Here is a 20,503-nt window from a genome sequence, read left to right as displayed (position 1 = left end):
ATTGGTGCCCGCGGGCCGTGAGGCCCGCGGGCACCAGCGCCGATCCCCGTGATTTCGTACATCCTCCGCCGGACGTTCGCGGCAGTGATCCTGCTGCTGGTCGTCTCCGCGGTCACCTTCGCCATCTTCTTCGTGCTGCCACGGCTGGCCGGGCAGACCGCCGACCAGTTGGCACAGCAGTACATCGGCAAGAGCCCGTCGAAGGCGGACATCGCCGCGGTCAAGCACAACCTCGGTCTGGACCAGGCTGTCTATGTCCAGTACTGGCACTTCATCAAGGGGATCGTTTCCGGCGCCACCTATGACCTGGGCCCCACCACGGTGCACTGCGACGCACCGTGCTTCGGCTACTCCTTCAAGACCCACCAGGCCGTCTGGCCGCAGCTCACCTCCCGGATGCCGGTGACCCTGTCGCTGGCCGCCGGCGCGGCCGTGCTCTGGCTGATCTCCGGTGTGGTGATCGGTGTGATCTCCGCACTGAAGCCCCGCTCCTTCTTCGACCGCGCCTTCATGGGCGTGGCGCTCGCCGGTGTCTCGCTGCCCATGTTCTTCACGGGCAACCTGGCGATCCTGCTCTTCACCTACCAGTGGCCGATCTTCGGCCGCACGTACGTCCCGCTCACCGAGAACCCGGCGCAGTGGGCCAACACCCTCATCCCGGCATGGTGTTCGCTCGCGCTCCTCTACTCCGCCATCTACGCCCGCCTCACCCGTTCGGGCATGCTGGAGACGATGAACGAGGACTACATCCGCACGGCCCGCGCCAAGGGCCTGCGCGAGCGCAAGGTCGTCGTCCGGCACGGACTGCGCGCCGCGCTCACCCCGATCATCACCGTCTTCGGCATGGACCTCGGTCTGCTGCTCGGCGGCGCGGTGATCACCGAGACCGTGTTCTCGCTGCACGGCATCGGCCAGTACGCGGTGCAGGCCATCGACGACAACGACCTGCCCCCGATCCTCGGCGTGACCCTGCTTGCCGCCTTCTTCGTCGTGATCGCAAATCTTCTGGTGGACCTGCTGTACGCGGCCGCCGACCCGCGGGTGAGGCTCTCGTGACCGAACTCTCCAAGACCGGTGCCGCCGTGGGTGAGCCCACGCCGTCCAACCCGTCCGACGCCTTCCTCGAAGTCCGCGACCTCAAGGTGCACTTTCCGACCGACGACGGCATCGTCAAGTCGGTCGACGGCCTCAGCTTCTCCCTGGAGAAGGGCAAGACCCTCTCCATCGTGGGCGAGTCGGGCTCCGGCAAGTCCGTCACCTCGCTCGCCATCATGGGCCTGCACCGGCTCGGCGCCCGCGGCAAGAACGTGCGGATGTCCGGCGAGATCTGGCTGGGGGGCAAGGAACTGGTCGGCGCCTCCCCGGACGAGGTGCGCCGGCTGCGCGGCCGCGAGATGGCGATGATCTTCCAGGACCCGCTGTCCGCGATGCACCCGTACTACAAGATCGGCGACCAGATCGTCGAGGCGTACCGGGTCCACCACAACGTCAGCAAGAAGGTCGCCCGCACCCGCGCCATCGAGATGCTCGACCGGGTCGGCATCCCCGAGCCCGCCAAGCGTGTCGACGGCTACCCGCACGAGTTCTCCGGCGGTATGCGCCAGCGCGCCATGATCGCCATGGCCCTGGTCAACAACCCCGAACTGCTCATCGCGGACGAGCCGACCACCGCCCTCGACGTCACCGTCCAGGCGCAGATCCTCGACCTGATCCGCGACCTCCAGAAGGAGTTCGGCTCCGCGGTCGTCCTCATCACCCACGACCTGGGTGTGGTGGCCGAGATCGCCGACGACGTGCTGGTGATGTACGGCGGCCGGTGCGTGGAGCGCGGCCCGGTCGACGAGATCTTCGAGAAGCCGCAGCACCCCTACACCTGGGGCCTGCTGGGCTCGATGCCGCGCATCGACCGCGAGACCTCCGACCGGCTCATCCCGGTCAAGGGCCAGCCGCCGAGCCTCATCAACGTCCCCTCGGGCTGCGCCTTCCACCCGCGCTGCCCGTACGCGGACCTTCCCAAGGGGAACGTCACCCGCACGGTCCGCCCCGAGCTGCAGCAGGTCGACGGCGGCCACTGGTCCGCCTGCCACCTCTCGCCCGAGGACCGGACGCGGATCTGGACCGAAGAGATTGCGCCGAAGCTGTGAGCGACACGAACAAAACCGATGACGCCGTCATCCCGCAGCAGGCGTCGGCCCCCGAGAAGGCCTCCGAAGAACGTGAAGTGCTGCTGAAGGTCGAGGGCCTGGAGAAGCACTTCCCGATCAAGAAGGGCATCCTGCAGCGGCAGGTCGGCGCGGTGAAGGCCGTCGACGGCATCGACTTCGAGGTGCGCAAGGGCGAGACCCTGGGCGTGGTCGGCGAGTCGGGCTGCGGCAAGTCGACCATGGGCCGGGTCATCACCCGCCTCCAGGACCCGACCGGCGGCAAGGTCACCTTCGAGGGCCAGGACATCACGCACCTGTCCACGGCGAAGATGCGCCCGCTGCGCCGCGACATCCAGATGATCTTCCAGGACCCGTACGGCTCCCTGAACCCGCGGCACACCATCGGCTCGATCGTCTCGGCGCCGTTCCGGCTGCAGGGCGTGGAGCCGGAGGGCGGGGTCAAGAAGGAGGTCCAGCGTCTCCTGGAGCTGGTCGGTCTCAGCCCCGAGCACTACAACCGCTACCCGCACGAGTTCTCCGGCGGTCAGCGCCAGCGCATCGGCATCGCCCGCGCGCTGGCCCTGAAGCCGAAGCTGGTGGTGGCCGACGAGCCGGTCTCCGCGCTGGACGTGTCGATCCAGGCCCAGGTCGTCAACCTCATGGACGACCTCCAGGAGGAGCTGGGCCTGACCTATGTGATCATCGCCCATGACCTCTCCGTCGTCCGGCATGTCTCGGACCGGGTCGCCGTGATGTACCTCGGCAAGATCGTCGAACTCGCCGACAGCACCAAGCTGTACGAGTCGCCGATGCACCCGTACACCAAGGCGCTGATGTCCGCGGTGCCGGTGCCGGACCCGAAGCGCCGGGGGCAGAAGAGCGAGCGCATCCTGCTCCGCGGTGACGTGCCGTCGCCGATCGCCCCGCCGTCCGGCTGCCGCTTCCACACCCGGTGCTGGAAGGCGACGGAGATCTGCCGGACCACCGAGCCGGTGCTCCTCGAACTCCGTCCGGGCCAGCGGGTCGCCTGCCACCACCCGGAGAACTTCGCCGACCAGGCCCCGCAGGACACGGTCCTGCTGACCGCGGCGAAGGAGGCCTCGGAGCTGGTGGGCGAGGCGGTCCTGGAAGAGGACGCGAAGACCCCGGCGGAGCCTGCGGCGGAGTCCGAAGCGGAGACTCCCGCCGAAGCCGCCGAGGCGCCCGAGGCGTCGGAGGACTCCACAGTGGCGGCACAGGAATCACAGGAGCCAACCGGCAAGTAGCCCATGACACAACTGGGTAAAGTCATGTACATGCCTTAACGGGAGAGCGCAGAGTCGGCCGTGTCCGTCCACTGACCGGCACGCTCGAAAGGGACGACCCATGCGCCTCTCCCGTTCGGCACGTCTGGCGGCTGTCGCGACCGCGGCAGCCGCCTCCTTCGTCATCGCGGCCGCGCCCGCCCCCACCCCGGGCGCCGACGGCATCGGCGACCCGTACTTCCCGCAGCTCGGCAACGGCGGCTTCGACGCCCGCCACTACGACCTCGACGTGGCCTACGCCCCGGACACCGGCCGTCTGGACGGCCGTACCACCCTCACCGCCCGCGCCACCCAGAACCTCTCCGCCTTCGACCTCGACCTCCAGAAGCTGGAGGTCACCCAGGTCGAGGTGAACGGCAGACGCGCCGGGTTCACCCGCACCGGCGACGAGATCACCGTCACCCCGCGCGACGCGCTCCGCAAGGGCCGCGACTTCACCGTCTCCGTCACCTACGGCGGAATACCCGCGCCCCTCAACGGCCCCATCGTCTTCGGCTCGGACTACGGCTGGATGAAGACCCCCGACGGCGTCTTCGTCGCCTGCGAGCCCAACGCGGCCTCGACCTGGTTCCCGTCCAGCGACCACCCCTCCGACAAGGCCACCTACGACATCCGGATCAAGGCGCCCGAGGGCCTGACCGCGGTCTCCAACGGCCGGCTGGTCTCGACGCACGACAAGGGCGGCTCGACGTACACGCACTGGCGCGAGTCCAGGCCGATGGCGACCTACCTCGCCACCGCCACCATAGGGAAGTTCGACGTGCGGACCGGGCGGACCCCGGCCGGCACCCCGATCTACGTCGCCATCGACCCGGTCCTCGCGAACAGCAACAGCGTCGACGTGTACGCCGTCACCGCCGCCGCCACCGACTACTGGTCGCAGGTCTTCGGGCCGTACCCCTTCGAGGAGACCGGGGCCATCGTCGACGACATGCCGGAGGCGGGGTTCTCGCTGGAGGTGCAGAGCAAGCCGGCCTACTCGGCGGTGCGCAACGAGACCACGATCGTGCACGAGCTGGCCCACCAGTGGTTCGGCGACTCGGTGAGCGTGGCGCAGTGGAAGGACATCTGGCTCAACGAGGGCTTCGCCACCTACGCCCAGTGGCTGTGGGCGGAGCACCAGGGCACCAAGTCCGCCCATGACTCCTTCCTCACCGCCTACAACGCCCGCGCCGCCGACAACCCCTTCTGGCAGGTCACCGTCGCCGACCCGCAGCGCGACACCATGTTCGCCTCGGCCGTCTACCAGCGCGGCGCGATGACGCTCCAGATGCTGCGCGAGCGCATCGGCGACACCGCGTTCTTCGAGCTGCTCCCGGCCTGGACGAGGCTGCACCGCTACGGCAACGCCGACACCGCCGACTTCATCCGCCTCGCCGAGAAGGTCAGCGGGCAGCAGCTGGACGACCTTTTCCGGACCTGGCTGTTCACCACAGGGAAACCTGCCCTGTAGGCCTGTGTTTGTAAGGTCCATGCACCCTGACAGGACACAATGTCAGGGTGCAGCTCCAGCAACTCTTCTCTCCCTCCATCCAGCACACGCTCGATGTCATCGGCATCTTCGTGTTCGCGATCTCCGGCGCGCTGCTGGCCGTCCGCAAGAACTTCGACGTCTTCGGCATCGGTGTGATGGCCGAGGTCACCGCACTGGGCGGCGGGATCTTCCGGGACGTGATCATCGGCGCGGTGCCTCCGGCCGCCTTCACGGACCTCGGGTACTTCATCACCCCGCTGATCGCCGCGCTCGTGGTGTTCTTCCTGCACCCGCACGTCGAGCGCATCCAGTCGGCGGTCCTGGTCTTCGACGCGGCGGGCCTTGGCCTGTTCGCCGTCAGCGGTACGACGAAGGCGTACTCCTACGGTCTCAACCTCACCGCCTCCGCCGCGCTCGGCCTGGCCACCGCGGTCGGCGGCGGGGTGCTCCGGGACGTGCTCGCCAACGAGGTCCCCTCGCTGCTGCGCTGGGACCGCGACCTGTACGCGGTCCCGGCGATCGTCGGGGCGACGACGGTGGTGCTGTGCATCCGCTACGACGCGCTGAACCCGTTCACCAGCGGGCTCGCGGTCGTCACCGCTTTCGTACTGCGCCTGCTGGCGATGCGGTACCACTGGCGAGCGCCGCGTGCGTGGAACCGGCGCTCGACGGTTCGAGAGGAGTAGTCCCCGCCCTGACGTGGCTCTGGCCCATGTTGACCGTGAGCCACTCGAAGACGGCCGGCACCTGGGGCCGCCACAGCGCCATGTTGTGGCCGCCCGCACTGCGCGGCAGGAAGACCACGTGCACCGTGGTCGGCGCCTTGGCGATCTGCTCCAGCGCCACGCCGGCCTGGTAGCCGTCACCGGACTCGCCGGACATGTAGAGGGCGATCCGGGGCGGGCCGGCCGCCTTGCGCAGCAGCAGGTAGGGGTTGTTCTGTTCGCGCAGGGCCACGCTCTGCGCGGCGAGCGAGTTGCGTTCGCCGATCGGGTCGTTGTAGCCGGACAGGCTCACCGCGGCCCGGTAGCGGTCCGGGTGGGCGACGGCCAGCTTGACCGCGCAGTGCGCGCCCGCCGAGTAGCCGGCCACCGCCCAGTTCGCGGGGGCGGCCGCGGCGCGGAAGTTGTCGGTCACCATCTTCGGCACGTCGATGCTGAGCCAGCTGTCCGCGTTGACCGTGCCCGGGATGTTGGCACAGCCGGTGTCCACGCCGGCCAGCAGGTTGGTGCGCGGCGCGACCAGGATGAAGGGCGCGACCCTGCCGCTCCTCATCAGCGGCTCCAGCTGGTCGGTCACCTTGAGCGAACCGAACCAGGCCTTCGCCGAGCCGGGGTAGCCGGGCAGCAGTTCCACGACCGGGAAGCGGTGGTTGCGGTACTTCGCCTCGTGGTACTGGGGCGGCAGCCAGACGTAGACCTCGGCGTTGACGCCCGAGACCCGGCCCTTGAGCTGGGTGACCTCGACGCCGCCGGCCGCGCGCATGCCCGGTCCGTCGGCCGCCGTGAAGATCTGCCTCACCTTGGGCAACCGTTTCAGCGCTATTCCGCCGGTGCCGTCCTGGCCGAGGTTGGCGGCCTGCTGGACGTGGTCGCCGGTACCGAGGAGGTCGGCCCAGTTGTCGTACAGGTTGTTCTGGTTGTTGACCACCACGAAGATCAGCGTCACGGCGGTGGCCTGTGCGAACAGCAGCATCAGGACCCGGGCCGCGGCCCGCACGGGCCTGGGCCCCCGCATCCTCGACCACAGGACGAGCGGCAGTATGAGGGCGACCACGGACAGGACGATGGTCGTGTAGAGGAACGGAGTCCCGGTGAGGCTCATGTCCCCATAGAGGGGAATCGAGCGCCCCGGGTTACGGACGTGTCCGGACACTTACCTAGAAATTGCCGGAACCTCACTCGGCGGAGGGATCTTTTACCGGCGGGAGGCTGACCTGGCCGCTGGTGCGTGGATCACAAAAGCTACCGCTTAGTAATTACCTCTTGTACTGTTCAGGCATGCCAGAAGCAGCATCCACGCGGGCCGTGATCGGGGACAGCGAGTTCGACCGCGACACCGCGGTCACCCGGCGCGCTCCCGGCGTCTACGACATCGACCTCTCGGCGGGGTGGACCATCATCAGCGCCGTGAACGGCGGCTACCTCCTCGCCGTGCTCGGCCGGGCGCTCGCGGACACGCTGCCGCACCCGGACCCGTTCACCGTCTCCGCCCACTACCTGACCGCGTCCCGGCCGGGCCCGGCCGTGATCCGTACGGACACCGTCCGCACCGGCCGCACCCTCTCCACCGGCCAGGCCTCGCTCCTCCAGTACGACGAGGAGGGCAACGAGGTCGAGCGCATCCGTGTCCTCGCCTCCTACGGCGACCTCGCGGCCCTCCCCGGCGACGTCCGTACGACGGCGACCCCGCCCGCGTTCCCGCCCATGGAGCACTGCTTCGGCCCCGAAGACGGGCCCGCCCCGGTCGACGGCAGCTCCGCCATCACCGAGCGCCTGATGCTCAAGCTGGACCCCGCCACCCTGGGCTGGGCCCTCGGCGCCCCCTCCGGCAAGGGTGAGATGCGCTCCTGGTTCGGCCTGGCGGACGGCCGTGACGCCGACCCGCTCTCCCTCCTGCTGGCGGTCGACGCGCTGCCGCCCACCGCGTTCGAGATCGGCCTCAAGGGCTGGGTCCCCACGGTCGAACTGACCGTCCATGTCCGCCACCGCCCCGCCCCGGGCCCGCTGCGGGTCTCCGTCACCACCCGCAACCTGGCCGGCGGTTTCCTGGAGGAGGACGCCGAGGTCTGGGACAGCGCGGACCGGCTGGTGGCCCAGTCCCGCCAGCTGGCCCGGGTCCGCCTCGGCTGAACCCGGCCCGGCGGGTCGCCGTCCGGGCCGCGGGAACCCCGTTCTGTCACGGGCGTGTACCAGCGAGTAGGCGCCGCCTCGGAGTGAACTGCCAGGTCAGCGCTGTCTCTTGGGAAGCGCTTTACCTCTTTGACAGGCAGCGAACAGTGGGGGCCCAAGAATGACTTAAGCGCCGTTGATTGAGTGCCACTCCTCAGGACTCCCTCATCCTCAATGGAGTTGTCTCTCATGAAGCGTGTACGTCTCGTCCCCGCCGTGGCTCTGCTCGCGCTGTCCCCGCTGCTGCTGACCGCGTGCGGCGGTTCGGGCGACTCGTCGTCGTCCGGCAGCGGCAACTCCGGCCAGCAGAGCTGTCAGCAGCCGACCGGCAACGCCTCGGGCCGGCCGAGCGGTGCCCCGACCGGCAAGGCCTCGGGCGCCCCGAGCGGCGCTCCCAGCGGCGCCCCGACGGGTGCTCCGACCGGCAACGCCTCGGGCATGCCGAGCGGCGGTCCGGGCGGTGGCGGCCAGGGCGGCCCCGGCGGCGGCATGGGCGGCTGCGGTGGCGGTCAGGGCGGCCCCGGCGGCGGCACGGCGCCCAGCGGCGCGCCGACCGCACAGGCGACGAAGAGCTGACCGCGAGGTTCGTGCGACAGGGGCGGCGCGTCCGGCGAACGGACGCGCCGCCCCTGTGTGTTGCCTGCCGGCTGAGCGCTCGGCCGCAAGTGCCGCGATGGTGCCGTCTGCCGCGCCGTCGTGGCTGGTCGCGCAGTTCCTCCCGCAGCCTTCGGCCTGGGGTACCCCCAGCGCCCCTTCGGGGCACTGTCGTACCGGAGCGGGCTGATCCGCTCAGTCCAGCCAGTGCTGCCGGCCGAGGCTGATCAGCCGCATCTGCCGGGCCGCGATCCGGGCGACGCGCTCCCGCTCCGCCTCCGAGGGCTCCGGGGACTCCAGGGTCTCCAGAAACAGGGACGCGGTGATGAGCATCTGGTCCACGTAGAGGTGGGCGAGCATCAGCAGGTCGTCCTCGCTCCACCCCTCGGCCTCCGGGTCCTTGGCCAGCTCGGCCCCGACCTCCTCGGCGAACCGCGCGAGTTGGTCCCGGATCGCCTCCCGCACCGGCTGCACCCCGCCGTGCCGCTCCCGGGCGATGAACCGGACGTGCGCGGGGTGCGCGGCCACATGGTCCGAGATCAGCCGTACCGCCCGGGTGATGCGCTCGGCGCCGGCCGTGGCCACCGTCGTGCGGACCATCGGGTGCAGGCTGCCGAGCGCCTCGTCGACGAGGGCGACGCCGAGATCGGCGGTGGAGCGGAAGTGCCGGTAGAAGGCGGTCGGGGCGACGCCCACGGCCCGGGTGACCTCGCGCAGTCCCAGGCTGCTCAGGCTCTGCTCCTCCAGCAGGGCGAGCGCCGCGTCCAGGAAGGCCTGGCGGGTCTTCTGCTTCTGGGCCTGTCGGATGCCGAGGGTGTGACTCATGTCATCCAGTTAACAACTGTTCTCCGGAATTGAAAAGCCGTGCGGGTTGCTAGACTCAAAGTCAGTGAACAAGTGTTACTACAACCGTTCACCCAAACTTAACGGAGGGGGATCGAAACCCATGCTGTTCCTCGTCGCCGCACTCATGCTGCTCGGCGTGGTGCTGGGCACCGTGGCCCACGCACCGCTCGACGTCACCGCGGGACTGGCCACCGTGATCGTCGTCTGGCTGGCCGGCTTCGCACTCCGCGAGCGTCTCGCCCGCCGTCGCCACACCTCGGCCAACTGACCACCCGTCCCCGCTCACTTGAGGAGCCGAGCATGATGCAACTCACCGCCCCCGTCACCCCCCGCCCGCAGACCCGCACCCGCGACGCCGACGGCATGGCCGTCGCGTCCTTCATCCTGGGCCTGCTCGGCCTCCTGGTCCTCAACCTGTTCCTGGGCCCGATCGCGATCATCCTGTCCCTGGTCTCCCTGTGGCGCGGCACGGTGCGCAAGGGCCGCGCGTACCTGGGTCTGGCCCTGGGCATCGCCGACCTCGCGGTCCTGGCCATCGCGATGGAGCTCTCGAACACCATCTCCTGGAGCCTGTAGAGCGCCCCTCAGGGGCGCGGGGAACTGCGCGACCGGCCACGACGCACCGGCACCCGCAAACGGCGATCGACCCCTACGGCGCCGGGCGACCCTCACCCCGCCCCCCCGTAGAATCGACTCACCATGGCCTACCTCGACCACGCAGCCACGACCCCGATGCTCCCCGAAGCGGCAGAAGCCCTCACCGCCGCCCTGAGCGTCACCGGCAACGCGTCCTCCCTGCACGCCTCCGGCCGCAAGGCCCGCCGCACGGTCGAGGAGTCGAGGGAGACCCTCGCGGAAGCGCTCGGCGCCCGTCCCAGCGAGGTCGTGCTCACCTCCGGCGGCACCGAGGCCGACAACCTCGCGGTCAAGGGCCTCTACTGGTCCCGCCGCGACGCCGACCCGGCCCGCACCCGGGTGCTCGCCAGCCCGGTCGAACACCACGCGGTCCTGGACGCCGTCGACTGGCTCGGCGAACACGAGGGCGCGACGGTGGAGTACCTCCCCGTCGACACCTACGGCCGGGTCCACCCCGAGACGCTGCGCCAGGCGATCGAACGCAACCCCGACGACGTGGCCGTGGCCACCGTCATGTGGGCCAACAACGAGATCGGCACGGTCCTGCCGGTCCGTGAACTCGCCGCCGTGGCGAACGAGTTCGGCATCCCGCTGCACGCCGACGCGGTCCAGGCCTTCGGTCAGGTCCCGGTGGACTTCGGCGCCTCCGGCCTCGCCGCGATGACCGTCTCCGGCCACAAGGTCGGCGGCCCGTACGGCATCGGCGCCCTGCTCCTCGGCCGGGAGTACACCCCCGTACCGGTCCTGCACGGCGGCGGCCAGGAACGGCACGTCCGCTCAGGCACCCTCGACGTCCCGGCGATCGCCTCCTTCGCCGTCGCCGCCCGCCTCGCCGCCGAGCGCCGCGAGTGGTTCGCCCGGGAGGTCGGCGCCCTGCGCGACGCGCTGATCGCCGCCGTCCGTACGGCCGTGCCGGACGCGATCCTCGGCGGCGACCCGGTGGAACGCCTCCCGGCCAACGCGCACTTCACCTTCCCCGGCTGCGAGGGCGACTCGCTGCTCCTGCTGCTCGACGCCCAGGGCATCGAGTGCTCGACGGGCTCGGCCTGCACGGCCGGGGTGGCCCAGCCGAGCCATGTCCTGCTGGCCACCGGCACCGATCCCGACCTGGCCCGCGGCACCCTGCGCTTCTCGCTCGGCCACACCTCCACCCAGGCCGACGTCGAGGCGGTCGCCAAGGCGATCGGTCCGGTGGTGGAGCGGGCGCGGGCCGCCGGGCTCAGCTGATCCGGCCGGCCGTTCCGGGGCGCCCCCGCGACACGCGGAATTCATACCGACTCGGCTCCGAAGAAGGGGAGTTGGGCGGTTTGCCTCCAGAGACCTCACAGTGCGCGGCCATGGGTCACCTCAGGTCGGTGTCTAGCTTCTGCTGACATGACAGACAACACTTCTGCCTCCGGGCAGACTCCCGAACCCGCCTCCCACGACGTCGACTCCGTCGACAACACGGTGAACCGGCGGCGCGTGCTGATCGGCGGCGCCGCCGTCGCCGCGGTCGGCGGACTGACGGCCGCGGGCTTCGCCTCCGCCGCCACGGCCAACGCCGAGACCACGACCGGTGCCTCTGCCGCCGCGGCGGCCTCGACCGGCGTCTGCTCCCTCACCGCCGAGGTCACCGAGGGCCCCTACTCGCTCACCGGCGCGCTCGTGCGCGAGGACGTCCGCGAGGACAGGGACGGCGTCGAGGTCCAGTACACCTTCACCGTCGTCGACGAGGCCAACGACTGTGCGCCGCTGGCCGACGCGCTGGTCGAGATCTGGCACTGCGACGCGCTCGGTGAGTACTCCGGCTTCGTCGGCAAGAACGGCCACACCGAGACCGACGACGGCACCTTCCTGCGCGGCGGTCAGATGACCGACTCCAACGGCCAGGTGAGCCTCATCTCGATCTGGCCGGGCCACTACGTCTCCCGCGCCGTGCACGTCCATATGCGGGTGCACACCGACGTGACGCTGACCGATGACTCGTACACCGGCGGCTCGATCATCCACACCGGTCAGCTGTTCTTCGACGCGGACATCAACACCGAGGTCCAGGCGACCTCGCCGTACTCCGACAACACCACGAAGGAGACCGCGCTCGCCGACGACACGATCTACGACGACGGCGGTGCCTCCTCCGGCCTGCTGACCCTGACCGCACTGGGTGACAGCGTCTCCGACGGGTACGCGGCGACGCTCACCGTGGGTGTCAGCTCCTCCTGAGGCCGACGGGCCCGGAGCACCTGACACCGCAGGCCCGGTGGCCGACCCGTCACGGCCACCGGGCCGGCCGCTCAGCCCAGTGCGCGGGCCAGGGCCCGGAGATCCTCGTCGGTGGCGAGGCGCTGCTCCCGGGACATCAACTGCCGTACCTGTGACAGCAGTCGGTCCAGGCCGGCGGGCGGCAGCTCGATGCCCAGGGCTGCCGTCCGGTCGGCCAGGGTGTAGGGGCCGCTGTCCGGGGTGACGGGGATCCGGCGCTCGTTGCCGACCAGGGACGGCTCCACGCAGTTGTGGAGCAGCGGGTCGACGGCCGTCTCCTGGGTGATGAAGTCCAGGCCGCCCCAGCAGAAGGCGTCCGGGCCGGTGACCGGGTGGTTCCAGGCGGTCCGGTAGCCCGTCAACTCGGCGCCGAGCCGCGAGAGTTCGGTGAGGTTCTCGGTGCGGACGCCGGTGCGGACGCCGTAGACGGCCTCGAAGGCCAGCGCGGTGGCGGCGAGATCGGCGTTGCCGGGGCCGCCGCAGTAGCCGTTGACCGACAGCTCGACGGCGCCGGCACCGGCGCGGACCGCGGCCACCGCACAGCCGACGGCCAGTCCGAAGGTGTTGTGCGGATGCAGACCCACCGCCACGTCCGGCGCCAACTCCAGGGTCCGGCGCACGAGATGGCCGTACGCCTCGGGACTCAGCGCGCCCGGCCCGTCGAAGAGCGTCAGCTCGCCGGCGCCCGCCGCGGTGAGCGCGGCGACGGTGGTGGCGTGGTCCTCCTCCGTCAGGTACGACACCATCAGCATCGGGGCGATCACGTCCAGGCCGAGCGAGCGGGCGTACCCGATGAGCCGGGCGGCCCGGTCCAGTACGGCGGTCCGGTCGCGCGGGGTGTCCTCGGTGCGCCACTCCTCGCCCCGCCAGGCGGCCGCGTACACGTCGGGCCGGTAGAGCAGCGCCGTCTCGCCGAAGCCCTGCACCCACACCTGCACGGCGTCGTAACCGGCCCGCGCGGCCCGGTCGATGTCGTCCGTCGAGCGCATCAGCGGGCAGATCACCCGGCACCTCGGGTTCTCGTCCTTGACCAGGTCCACCTCCGCCTTCAGCACGTCCTCGGCGCGTCCGCCGGGCCCGGCGGTGACGACCTCCGGCACCCCGGTCGCCACCACCCGCCGCAGAAACGCCTGCTTCGCCGCGACCGGGGCCGTGACGCCCGGCAGGGTCTCCAGGGATCGCAGGGTCGCGTCCCGCAGCCGGACCGTCCCGGGCAGTGAACCCACCACGTCGGTACGGCGGTTGAGCGGGCTGACCGACCAGCGGCCGGGTTCGTGGGCGCCGGGCGCCCGCCGGGCGGCGAGCTCGGCGCGGAAGCGGGCGAGCTCCTCCGGGGTGAAGACGGGGGGTTTCCGCACAGGGGTCCTCCAGGTTCCTCGCGTACACCCCATACAAGCCCTCTGTCGACACACTTGGCAAGAAGATGCTCAGGATCAGCGTATCGACGGCGTCATGTTTACTTTGTGTCGACACTTGGCTATGACTGTCGGCAGGCTCCGAACCCCCACGAAGGGAGGCCCCTGTGCTTCAGGACATGCCCGACCACCCGCGCGGTGCCCGGTCAGGGCGGCTCGCCGGCAAGGTCGCCGTCATCGGCGGCGCCGGAAGTGTCGGCCCCGGCTGGGGCAACGGCCGTGCCGCCGCCGTGCTCTTCGCCCGCGAGGGCGCCACCGTCCTGCTGACCGACCGGGACAAGGACGCGCTGGAGAACACCGCGGACCAGGTCCGCGCCGAGGGCGGCACGGTCCGCACCGACCTCCTGGACGTCACCGAACCCGACGCCGTCCAGGCCTACTTCACCGAGACGGCCGCCCGGACCGGCCGCATCGACATCCTCGTCAACAACGTGGGCGGCTCCCGGCCGGGCGGTGCCGTCGAGCTGGGTCTCGACGACTGGGAGAGCCAGTTGCGGACCAACCTCACCAGCGCCTTCCTCGCCTGCAAGCACGTCATCCCGGTCATGCGGGCCGGCGGGGGAGGGGCGATCGTCAACACCTCCTCCTGCTCCGGGCTGCGCTGGACCGGGGCCGCACAGGCCGGGTACGCGGCGGCCAAGGCGGCGGTCATCCAGCTGTCCAGGGTGACGGCCGTTCAGTACGCGCCGGACGGCATCCGGGTCAACACCGTCGTACCGGGGCAGCTGCACACCCCGATGGTCGAGGCCCGGCTGGCCGGGCAGCGCGCGGGCGGCGACGTGGCGAAGCTGCTGGCCCAGCGCCAGGCCCGGATCCCGCTCGGCTTCATGGGGGACGGGCGGGACACGGCGTACGCGGCGCTGTTCCTGGCCTGTGACGAGGCGCGGTTCGTCACCGGCACCGAGATCGTCGTCGACGGCGGAATGACGGCCCGCTGTGACTGAGCCCACCGCCACCGCCCCGCCCCGCAACCCGTCGCCCGGCACCGCTCCCTCGCGGGGCTGCCCGCCCCCGCACCCGGCGCCCCGGGTGCCGAAGCTCCGCCTGCCGCCGGGCAGTTGCGACGCCCACTGTCATGTCTTCGGGCCCGCCGACGTCTTCCCGTACGCACCGGAGCGCACCTTCACCCCGCTGGACGCGCCCAAGGAGCAACTCGGCGCCCTGCACGCCCGCCTGGGGCTGACCCGGGCGGTGGTCGTGCAGTCGTCCTGCCACGGTCACGACCACCGGGTGCTGCTCGACGCCCTCGCGGCCGGCTCGGGGCGGCTGCGGGGGGTGGCCCTGATCGGCGAGACGACCGGCCGGGCCGAGGCCGAGGAACTGCACCGGGCGGGGGTGCGGGCCTTCCGGCTCAACTTCCTGCCCCATCTGCGCAGCCGGCCCACCGGTGCGGAGATCGACGCCGTGCTGGAACGCGTGGACGGCCTCGGCTGGGCCGCCCAGCTCCATGTGCGGGGCGAGGACCTGCCGGGCCTGGCGGACCTCGTGCGCGCGCTGCCCGGCCGGGTGGTGATCGACCACATGGGCCGGGTCGACCTGGGCGCGGGCCGGGACAGCCCGGCCACCCGCACCCTGCGCGCGCTGCTCGACACGGGGGATGTGTGGGTCAAGGTGAGCGGGGTCGACCGGGTCTCCCTCCAGGGGCCGCCGTACACCGACGCCGTCGGCCTCGCCGCGTCGCTGGTCGCGTACGCGCCCGAGCGGGTGGTGTGGGGGACCGACTATCCCCACGTCAACATCACCGGCGAGGCCCCGGACGACGGCCTCCTGGTCGACCTCCTCGACCACATCGCCCCCGACCCGGCCCACCTGCAACGACTCCTGGTGAACAACCCGGCCGAACTCTTCGACTTCGAGCCGATGACGCGCCCCGAAGGGGCGCGGGGACCTGCGCGACCAGCCCCCGCGGAGCCGCACCCAACCGACAACCCGTCTTTCCGGCCTCCCCAGTGAGGCGCCTAGTGTCGCCAGAGATGCCAGATATTTCGACTGCAGATGTCTTGAAGGCCGAAAGTGTCGACAGTATGGTCCCGGATGAAACGCGTGAGGAGACGGCCATGCACCAGCTGCCCCAGGGCACGCTCATCCGGCGCGGCGACGCGGCCTACGAACGGGCCCGTCTCGACGCCGTCTGGAACGAACGCAAACCCGACCGGCACCCCGACGTCATCGTGCTCGCCCGTAACGAACCGGACGTCGTCGCGGCCGTCCGGCTGGCCCGTGCCAAGGCATGGCCGATCGGCATCCGCTCCGGCGGGCACAGCTGGGTCGGCAACGGCGTCCGCGACGGCGGCATGCTGCTCGACCTCTCCCGGCTGACGGAGGTGACCGTCGACCCGGCCACCCGGACGGCGACCGTCCAGCCCGCCGCCACCGGACCCGCCCTGCTCGAAGCCGCCGCCCCGCACGGCCTGTTCTTCCCCACCGGCCACGCCCCCACGGTCGGCCTCGGCGGCTTCCTGCTCGGCGGCGGCTACGGCTGGGACTCCCGTCACCTCGGCCCCGCCTGTCTGAGCATCCGGGCCGTGGACGTCGTCCTCGCCGACGGCACCCCGGTCCACGCCACCGACGCGAACCACCCCGCCCTGCTGTGGGCGGCGCGCGGCAGCGGCCCCGGCTTCCCCGGAGTCGTCACCCGCTTCCACCTCGCCCTGCACCCGGCCCCGCGGCGGCTGCTGCGCACCCTGCACAGCTACCCTCTCGACCTCCGCGACGAGGTGCTGGCCTGGACCCACGACACGCTCGAACTCCTGCCGGAGGAGGTCGAGTTCTCGGCCAAGGTCGGCTTCGTGGAGGGCCTCGGCCGGCCGACCGTGTCGGTCACCGCGACCGCCTTCGCACAGGACGACGACTCCGACCCGCTCGCGCTGCTGGAGACCGCGCCCTTCCGGGACGAGGCGCTGTGCGTGGTCGCCGGGGCCGGGACGAGCATGGCCGAGCTCTACGGGCACGCCGACCGGATGACGCCGGCCGGCCTGCGCTGGGCCCTCGACGGGATCTGGACCGACGAGCCGGCCGACAAGGTGCTGGCCGCGTCCCGGCCGCTGTTCGACTCGATCCCGGACACCACCAGCCATGTCCTGTGGATGCTCTGGGGCGGCTTCCCGGAGCGTCCCGACGCCTGCTGGTCCAGCCAGGCCAAGCTCTACCTCTCGCCCAACGCGGGCTGGACGGACCCCGCCGAGGACCTCCGCCACGAGCGCTGGGCACACGGGGAACTCGCCGCGATCCAGCACCTGTCGAAGGGGCTCCAGTTCTCCGACAACAACGTCGCGGACCGCTTCGACGAAGGGCTCAGCCCGGCCAACGCCTCCCGTCTGGAGGAGATCCGGGCCGTGTACGACCCCGAGGGCCGGTTCCGCACCTACATGACGCCGGCCGAGTCCACCACCGCCTACGCCGCCGCGGCCTCCGCGCGGACCCGCTGACTTCCCTACTCAAGGAGAGCTGTTCCATGCACACTTCGAGAATCCCGCGGCGCCGCACCCTCGGCCTTCTCACCGCCCTGGCCGCAACCCTGTCGCTGACCGCCACCGCCTGCGGCGGGGACTCGGCCGCCGGCACCCGGACCGCCGACGGCAAGGCGAAGATCACCGTGCTGCGCTCCAACGGCGCCATCTTCGAGCCGCTCTACATAGCCGAGCAGCAGGGCTACTTCAAGGACGCGGGCCTCGACGTCACCATCAAGGCCGGCGCCCAGGACACCTCGCAGAACGCGCCCTCCGTCCTCAACGGCGAGGCCCAGTTCGCCATGACCGACAGCTCCGGCTTCCTCAAGGGCGCGGCCTCCGGCATGGGGATCCGGATCGTCACCGGCCTCCAGTCCGCGACGACGAAGACCGACCCCACCGACGGCCTGCTGGTGAAGAAGGACAGCAAGATCACGTCCTTCAAGGACCTGGAGGGCAGGACCGTCGGCATCTCCGCGCTCGGCGGCACCATCCAGTTCATCTGCGAGTACCTGACCCAGCAGGCCGGCGGCGACCCCTCGAAGATCAAGTTCGTGGCGCTGCCCACGACCTCGCTCACCGACGCCGCCAAGTCAGGGAAGACGGACGCGGTGTTCTCCTTCGGCCCGTTCTACTTCGCCGCCAAGGACAGCGGACTGCGCTCCATCGGCAACGGCATGAACGACCTGCCCGGCATGGTCCAGGGCCTGCTCTTCGCCAGCCAGAAGTACCTGTCGGCCAACGGCGACACCGCCAAGAAGTTCATCGACGCCGTCGCCAAGGCCATCACCTACGCCGACGCGCACCCCGCGGCCGTCAAGGCGATCGACAAGAAGTACACCCAGGTCGACGCCTCCTTCATCGACGCCCACGACATCAGCTACTACGACAAGAACCTCAACAGGACGATGATGCGCACGGTGATCACCAAGATGCACGAGTTCGGGCTGCTCGACACGGAGCCCAAGGACGCCGACGTGTACTGGGACCAGGCACCCGTGGTGACCTCGTGAAGGTCCGTCTCCTCCAACTCGGCGCGGTCGCCGGTGTGCTGGCGCTGTGGGGGCTGGTCGCGGCGGTGGGCGTGGTGAGTCCGACCGCGCTGCCCGGCCCCGCCGCCGTCGCCGGCGCGCTCGGCGACCTGCTCGGCAGCGGGACCTACTGGCAGGCCGTCGGCGACACCCTGGACGGCGCGGTCATCGGGCTCCTGGCGGCCGTCGCCGTCGGCATCCCGGTCGGCCTGGTCACCGGGGTGTACGCGGCGGCCGAGGAGTCCTCCCGGCTGCTGGTGGAGATCCTGCGCTCCTTCCCGGTGATCGCCCTGCTCCCGGTGTTCCTGCTGGTCCTCGGCTCGACCCCGGGCATGAAGGCCACGGTCGTCTTCGTCGCCTGCGTCTTCCCGGTCCTGCTCCAGTCCCAGTACGGCGCCCGCAGCGTCACCCCGTCGGTCCACGAGACCGTACGGACCTACCGCATCCCGCGCCTGCTGCGCTTCCGCCGGGTGATCCTGCCCGGAGCCGTGCCGTCGGTGATGACCGGCCTGCGCCTGGCCGCGACCACCTCCGTGCTGGTCGCCATCGGCGTCGAGGTGCTCACCACGCTCCCCGGCATCGGCCACATGATCATGGAGTCGCAGCAGGCCGGTGCCTCGGACCGGGCGTACGCCTACATCCTGACGGCCGGCACGATCGGCTACTCGATCACCCTGCTCGCCCAGTACGCCGAACACCGGCTGCTGCGCTGGCGGCCCCCGGTCCGGGCGGGGGAGGCGGCGTGACCGGTCGTATCCTGCGCCAACTCTGGCTCCCCGTCCTGGTGTTCGTGATCCTGTTGGTATCGACCGCGGGCAGCACCAGCTTCTACTTCCCGCCCCTGACCACGGTCCTGCACACCCTGTGGGACCAGCTCGCGGGCGGCGGCCTCCTCGACGACCTCTGGTTCAGCCTGCGCAACATCGTCCTCGGCCTGGCCCTCGCCACCGTCGTCGGCGTCGCCGCGGGCCTGGTGATCGGAGAGGTCCGCACCCTGCGCCTGGCGCTCGGCCCGCTCCTCGACTTCGCCCGCGCCACCCCGACCGTCGGCTTCGTGCCGGTCATCATCCTGACCCTCGGCATAGGCTCCGGCCCCAAGGTCTTCCTGATCTTCCTCGGCTCGCTCTGGCCGATCCTGCTCAACACCGTCGCCGGGGTGGGCCAGATCAACCCCGCCGTGCACGAGACGTCCCGCGGCTACCGGGTCCCCTGGCACCTCCAGCTCCGCCGGGTCGTCCTCCCCGGCGCCCTGCCACAGGTCTTCGCGGGCGTCCGGGTCGCCCTGTCCGTCGCCGTCGTCCTCATGGTCGTCAGCGAGATCTACGGCTCGCCGATCGGGCTCGGCAACTTCATCCTGCAGAGCGGATCCAGCTTCCACGTCGCCGAGACCTGGGCCGGCACCCTCCTCATCGGCGTCCTCGGCTACGGCCTGAGCGTGCTGCTCCTGCTCTGCGAACACGCCCTGCTGGGCTGGTACCACCAGCGCGCTCCCCGGGCGAGCCGGCCCTCGCCCGCCCTGACCATAGAGAAGAAGAGCAACGGAGTGGTCGTATGACCCGCGGATCCGTCCTCCATGTCGAGGACCTCTGCATGACGTTCGGCCAGGGCGGCCCGCAGGAGCACCGGGTGCTCGCCGGGCTGAGCCTGCGGGTGGACCCGGGGGAGTCCGTGTGCGTCGTCGGACCCTCCGGCGCCGGCAAGACCACCCTGCTGCGCTGCCTCGCCGGACTCACCCCGCCCACCTCCGGCAGCGTCCGCTACGGCGACCAGCGCCTGACCGGGCCGCACGCCGACATCGCCGTGGTCTCCCAGGACTACCGCGGCTCCCTGCTGCCCTGGATGCGGGTGTGGGACAACGTGGCCTTCCCGCTCCAGGGGCGGGGCGTGAGGAAGGCGGCCCGCAAGGCGACCGCCCTGGAGTGCCTGGACGCCGTCGGCCTCGCGGACGTCGGCGACAAGTACCCCTGGCAGCTCTCCGGCGGCATGCAGCAGCGCGTCGCCATCGCCCGCGGCCTCGCCTACGACGCACCGGTGCTGCTCATGGACGAGCCGTTCGGGTCGGTCGACGCGCAGTCTCGGTTCGACCTGGAGGACCTGACCCTCCAGCTGCGCCGCCGGCTCGGCATCACCGTCGTCGTGGTCACCCACGACATCGACGAGTCCGTCTACCTCGGCGACCGCGTGATCGTCCTCGGCGGCCGCCCCACGGCCGTACTCGACACCCTGACCGTGCCGTTCGGCACCGACCGCGACCAGCTCACCACCCGCGCCGACCCGCGCTTCGCGGAACTGCGGACAAGAGTGCTGGCCCGGATCCGCGGCGAGCGCCTCGACCAGGACGCCGAGCCCGCCCACAACTGACCCACCCCCCACCACCGAGCAGGGAGGGCGTGCGCCCACGGGCGCCACGCCCGGCTCACCCCTGCCCGCGCCCCCCCGTGTCGCCGCACGGCGATACCCCCTGCCCGAAAACAC

The 20,503-nt window shown here is 71.1% G+C and carries 21 protein-coding genes; 18 read left to right on the top strand and 3 right to left on the bottom strand.

All coding sequences use genetic code 11. The annotated features are described in order from the left end of the window. Positions 1-48: 48 nt before the first annotated feature. The 5 genes from IEZ11_RS20190 (at position 49) to IEZ11_RS20170 (ending at position 5,608) form a co-directional block, all read left to right on the top strand. Positions 49-1,056 (top strand): ABC transporter permease, encoded by a 1,008-nt coding sequence (locus IEZ11_RS20190; RefSeq protein ID WP_189264190.1) that lies wholly within the window; start codon positions 49-51, stop codon positions 1,054-1,056. Then, positions 1,053-2,144 (top strand): ABC transporter ATP-binding protein, encoded by a 1,092-nt coding sequence (locus tag IEZ11_RS20185; protein WP_189264189.1) that lies wholly within the window; start codon positions 1,053-1,055, stop codon positions 2,142-2,144. The genes IEZ11_RS20190 and IEZ11_RS20185 overlap by 4 nt, the downstream gene beginning before the upstream one ends. Beyond that, complete coding sequence (locus tag IEZ11_RS20180; RefSeq protein ID WP_189264188.1) at positions 2,141-3,409, top strand: ABC transporter ATP-binding protein; 1,269 nt, start codon at positions 2,141-2,143, stop codon at positions 3,407-3,409. The genes IEZ11_RS20185 and IEZ11_RS20180 overlap by 4 nt, the downstream gene beginning before the upstream one ends. Before the next feature lie 100 nt (positions 3,410-3,509). Further along, entirely contained in the window at positions 3,510-4,901 is a 1,392-nt protein-coding gene (locus IEZ11_RS20175) for a M1 family metallopeptidase (RefSeq protein ID WP_189264187.1), read from the top strand. A 47-nt stretch (positions 4,902-4,948) separates the two neighbouring features. Then, entirely contained in the window at positions 4,949-5,608 is a 660-nt protein-coding gene (locus IEZ11_RS20170; protein WP_189264186.1) for a trimeric intracellular cation channel family protein, read from the top strand. On the opposite strand, the gene IEZ11_RS20165 is transcribed toward IEZ11_RS20170, so the two are convergent. Then, the gene (locus IEZ11_RS20165; protein WP_189264185.1) at positions 5,517-6,746 is read right to left on the bottom strand and encodes an alpha/beta hydrolase; all 1,230 of its coding nucleotides are present in this window, start codon (positions 6,744-6,746) and stop codon (positions 5,517-5,519) included. The two genes, IEZ11_RS20170 and IEZ11_RS20165, sit on opposite strands and share 92 nt — an antisense overlap. A gap of 176 nt (positions 6,747-6,922) precedes the next feature. Here IEZ11_RS20165 and IEZ11_RS20160 point away from each other — a divergent pair, with 176 nt between their 5' ends. Next, the gene (locus tag IEZ11_RS20160; protein ID WP_189264184.1) at positions 6,923-7,774 is read left to right on the top strand and encodes a thioesterase family protein; all 852 of its coding nucleotides are present in this window, start codon (positions 6,923-6,925) and stop codon (positions 7,772-7,774) included. Positions 7,775-8,002: 228 nt separating this feature from the next. Then, positions 8,003-8,389 (top strand): hypothetical protein, encoded by a 387-nt coding sequence (locus IEZ11_RS20155; RefSeq protein ID WP_229713191.1) that lies wholly within the window; start codon positions 8,003-8,005, stop codon positions 8,387-8,389. A 213-nt stretch (positions 8,390-8,602) separates the two neighbouring features. On the opposite strand, the gene IEZ11_RS20150 is transcribed toward IEZ11_RS20155, so the two are convergent. Further along, complete coding sequence (locus tag IEZ11_RS20150; RefSeq protein ID WP_189264182.1) at positions 8,603-9,232, bottom strand: TetR family transcriptional regulator; 630 nt, start codon at positions 9,230-9,232, stop codon at positions 8,603-8,605. A 121-nt stretch (positions 9,233-9,353) separates the two neighbouring features. Between IEZ11_RS20150 and IEZ11_RS20145 the strand changes: the two genes are divergently transcribed. The 4 genes from IEZ11_RS20145 (at position 9,354) to IEZ11_RS20130 (ending at position 12,094) form a co-directional block, all read left to right on the top strand. Beyond that, positions 9,354-9,521, top strand: a complete 168-nt coding sequence (locus IEZ11_RS20145; RefSeq protein WP_189264181.1) for a hypothetical protein — start codon at positions 9,354-9,356, stop codon at positions 9,519-9,521. A gap of 35 nt (positions 9,522-9,556) precedes the next feature. Then, positions 9,557-9,829: a DUF4190 domain-containing protein gene (locus IEZ11_RS20140; RefSeq protein ID WP_189264254.1), complete on the top strand. Its 273-nt coding sequence runs from the start codon at positions 9,557-9,559 to the stop codon at positions 9,827-9,829. 123 nt (positions 9,830-9,952) lie between these two features. Next, positions 9,953-11,116 (top strand): cysteine desulfurase family protein, encoded by a 1,164-nt coding sequence (locus IEZ11_RS20135; RefSeq protein ID WP_189264180.1) that lies wholly within the window; start codon positions 9,953-9,955, stop codon positions 11,114-11,116. Between the two features lie 147 nt (positions 11,117-11,263). Further along, a complete protein-coding gene (locus IEZ11_RS20130; protein WP_189264179.1) occupies positions 11,264-12,094 on the top strand; it encodes an intradiol ring-cleavage dioxygenase in 831 nt (276 codons plus the stop codon). A 71-nt stretch (positions 12,095-12,165) separates the two neighbouring features. Here the strand turns inward: IEZ11_RS20130 and IEZ11_RS20125 are convergent, their stop codons facing one another. Then, entirely contained in the window at positions 12,166-13,491 is a 1,326-nt protein-coding gene (locus IEZ11_RS20125; RefSeq protein WP_189264178.1) for a hydroxymethylglutaryl-CoA lyase-like TIM-barrel protein, read from the bottom strand. A 164-nt stretch (positions 13,492-13,655) separates the two neighbouring features. On the opposite strand from IEZ11_RS20125, the gene IEZ11_RS20120 reads away from it, so the two are divergent. The 7 genes from IEZ11_RS20120 to IEZ11_RS20090 all read left to right on the top strand — a co-directional run bounded on the left by IEZ11_RS20120 (position 13,656) and on the right by IEZ11_RS20090 (position 20,389). Further along, positions 13,656-14,492 (top strand): SDR family NAD(P)-dependent oxidoreductase, encoded by an 837-nt coding sequence (locus IEZ11_RS20120; RefSeq protein ID WP_229713188.1) that lies wholly within the window; start codon positions 13,656-13,658, stop codon positions 14,490-14,492. Continuing rightward, the gene (locus IEZ11_RS20115; RefSeq protein ID WP_189264177.1) at positions 14,485-15,501 is read left to right on the top strand and encodes an amidohydrolase family protein; all 1,017 of its coding nucleotides are present in this window, start codon (positions 14,485-14,487) and stop codon (positions 15,499-15,501) included. The genes IEZ11_RS20120 and IEZ11_RS20115 overlap by 8 nt, the downstream gene beginning before the upstream one ends. A gap of 104 nt (positions 15,502-15,605) precedes the next feature. Beyond that, positions 15,606-16,976, top strand: coding sequence for an FAD-binding oxidoreductase (locus IEZ11_RS20110; protein WP_189264176.1), 1,371 nt, complete (start codon positions 15,606-15,608; stop codon positions 16,974-16,976). A gap of 26 nt (positions 16,977-17,002) precedes the next feature. Continuing rightward, entirely contained in the window at positions 17,003-18,010 is a 1,008-nt protein-coding gene (locus IEZ11_RS20105; protein WP_189264175.1) for an ABC transporter substrate-binding protein, read from the top strand. Then, the gene (locus IEZ11_RS20100; RefSeq protein WP_189264174.1) at positions 18,007-18,774 is read left to right on the top strand and encodes an ABC transporter permease; all 768 of its coding nucleotides are present in this window, start codon (positions 18,007-18,009) and stop codon (positions 18,772-18,774) included. Before IEZ11_RS20105 ends, IEZ11_RS20100 begins: the two co-directional genes overlap by 4 nt. After that, positions 18,771-19,583, top strand: a complete 813-nt coding sequence (locus IEZ11_RS20095) for an ABC transporter permease (RefSeq protein ID WP_189264173.1) — start codon at positions 18,771-18,773, stop codon at positions 19,581-19,583. Before IEZ11_RS20100 ends, IEZ11_RS20095 begins: the two co-directional genes overlap by 4 nt. Further along, entirely contained in the window at positions 19,580-20,389 is an 810-nt protein-coding gene (locus IEZ11_RS20090) for an ABC transporter ATP-binding protein (protein ID WP_189264172.1), read from the top strand. Before IEZ11_RS20095 ends, IEZ11_RS20090 begins: the two co-directional genes overlap by 4 nt. The last annotated feature ends 114 nt before the right edge of the window (positions 20,390-20,503 follow it).

Source organism: Streptomyces fuscichromogenes (assembly GCF_014645815.1).
Classification (GTDB): domain Bacteria; phylum Actinomycetota; class Actinomycetes; order Streptomycetales; family Streptomycetaceae; genus Streptomyces; species Streptomyces fuscichromogenes.
Note: the sequence above shows the minus strand (reverse complement) of the source record. Positions and strands in the feature narration are given on the sequence as shown.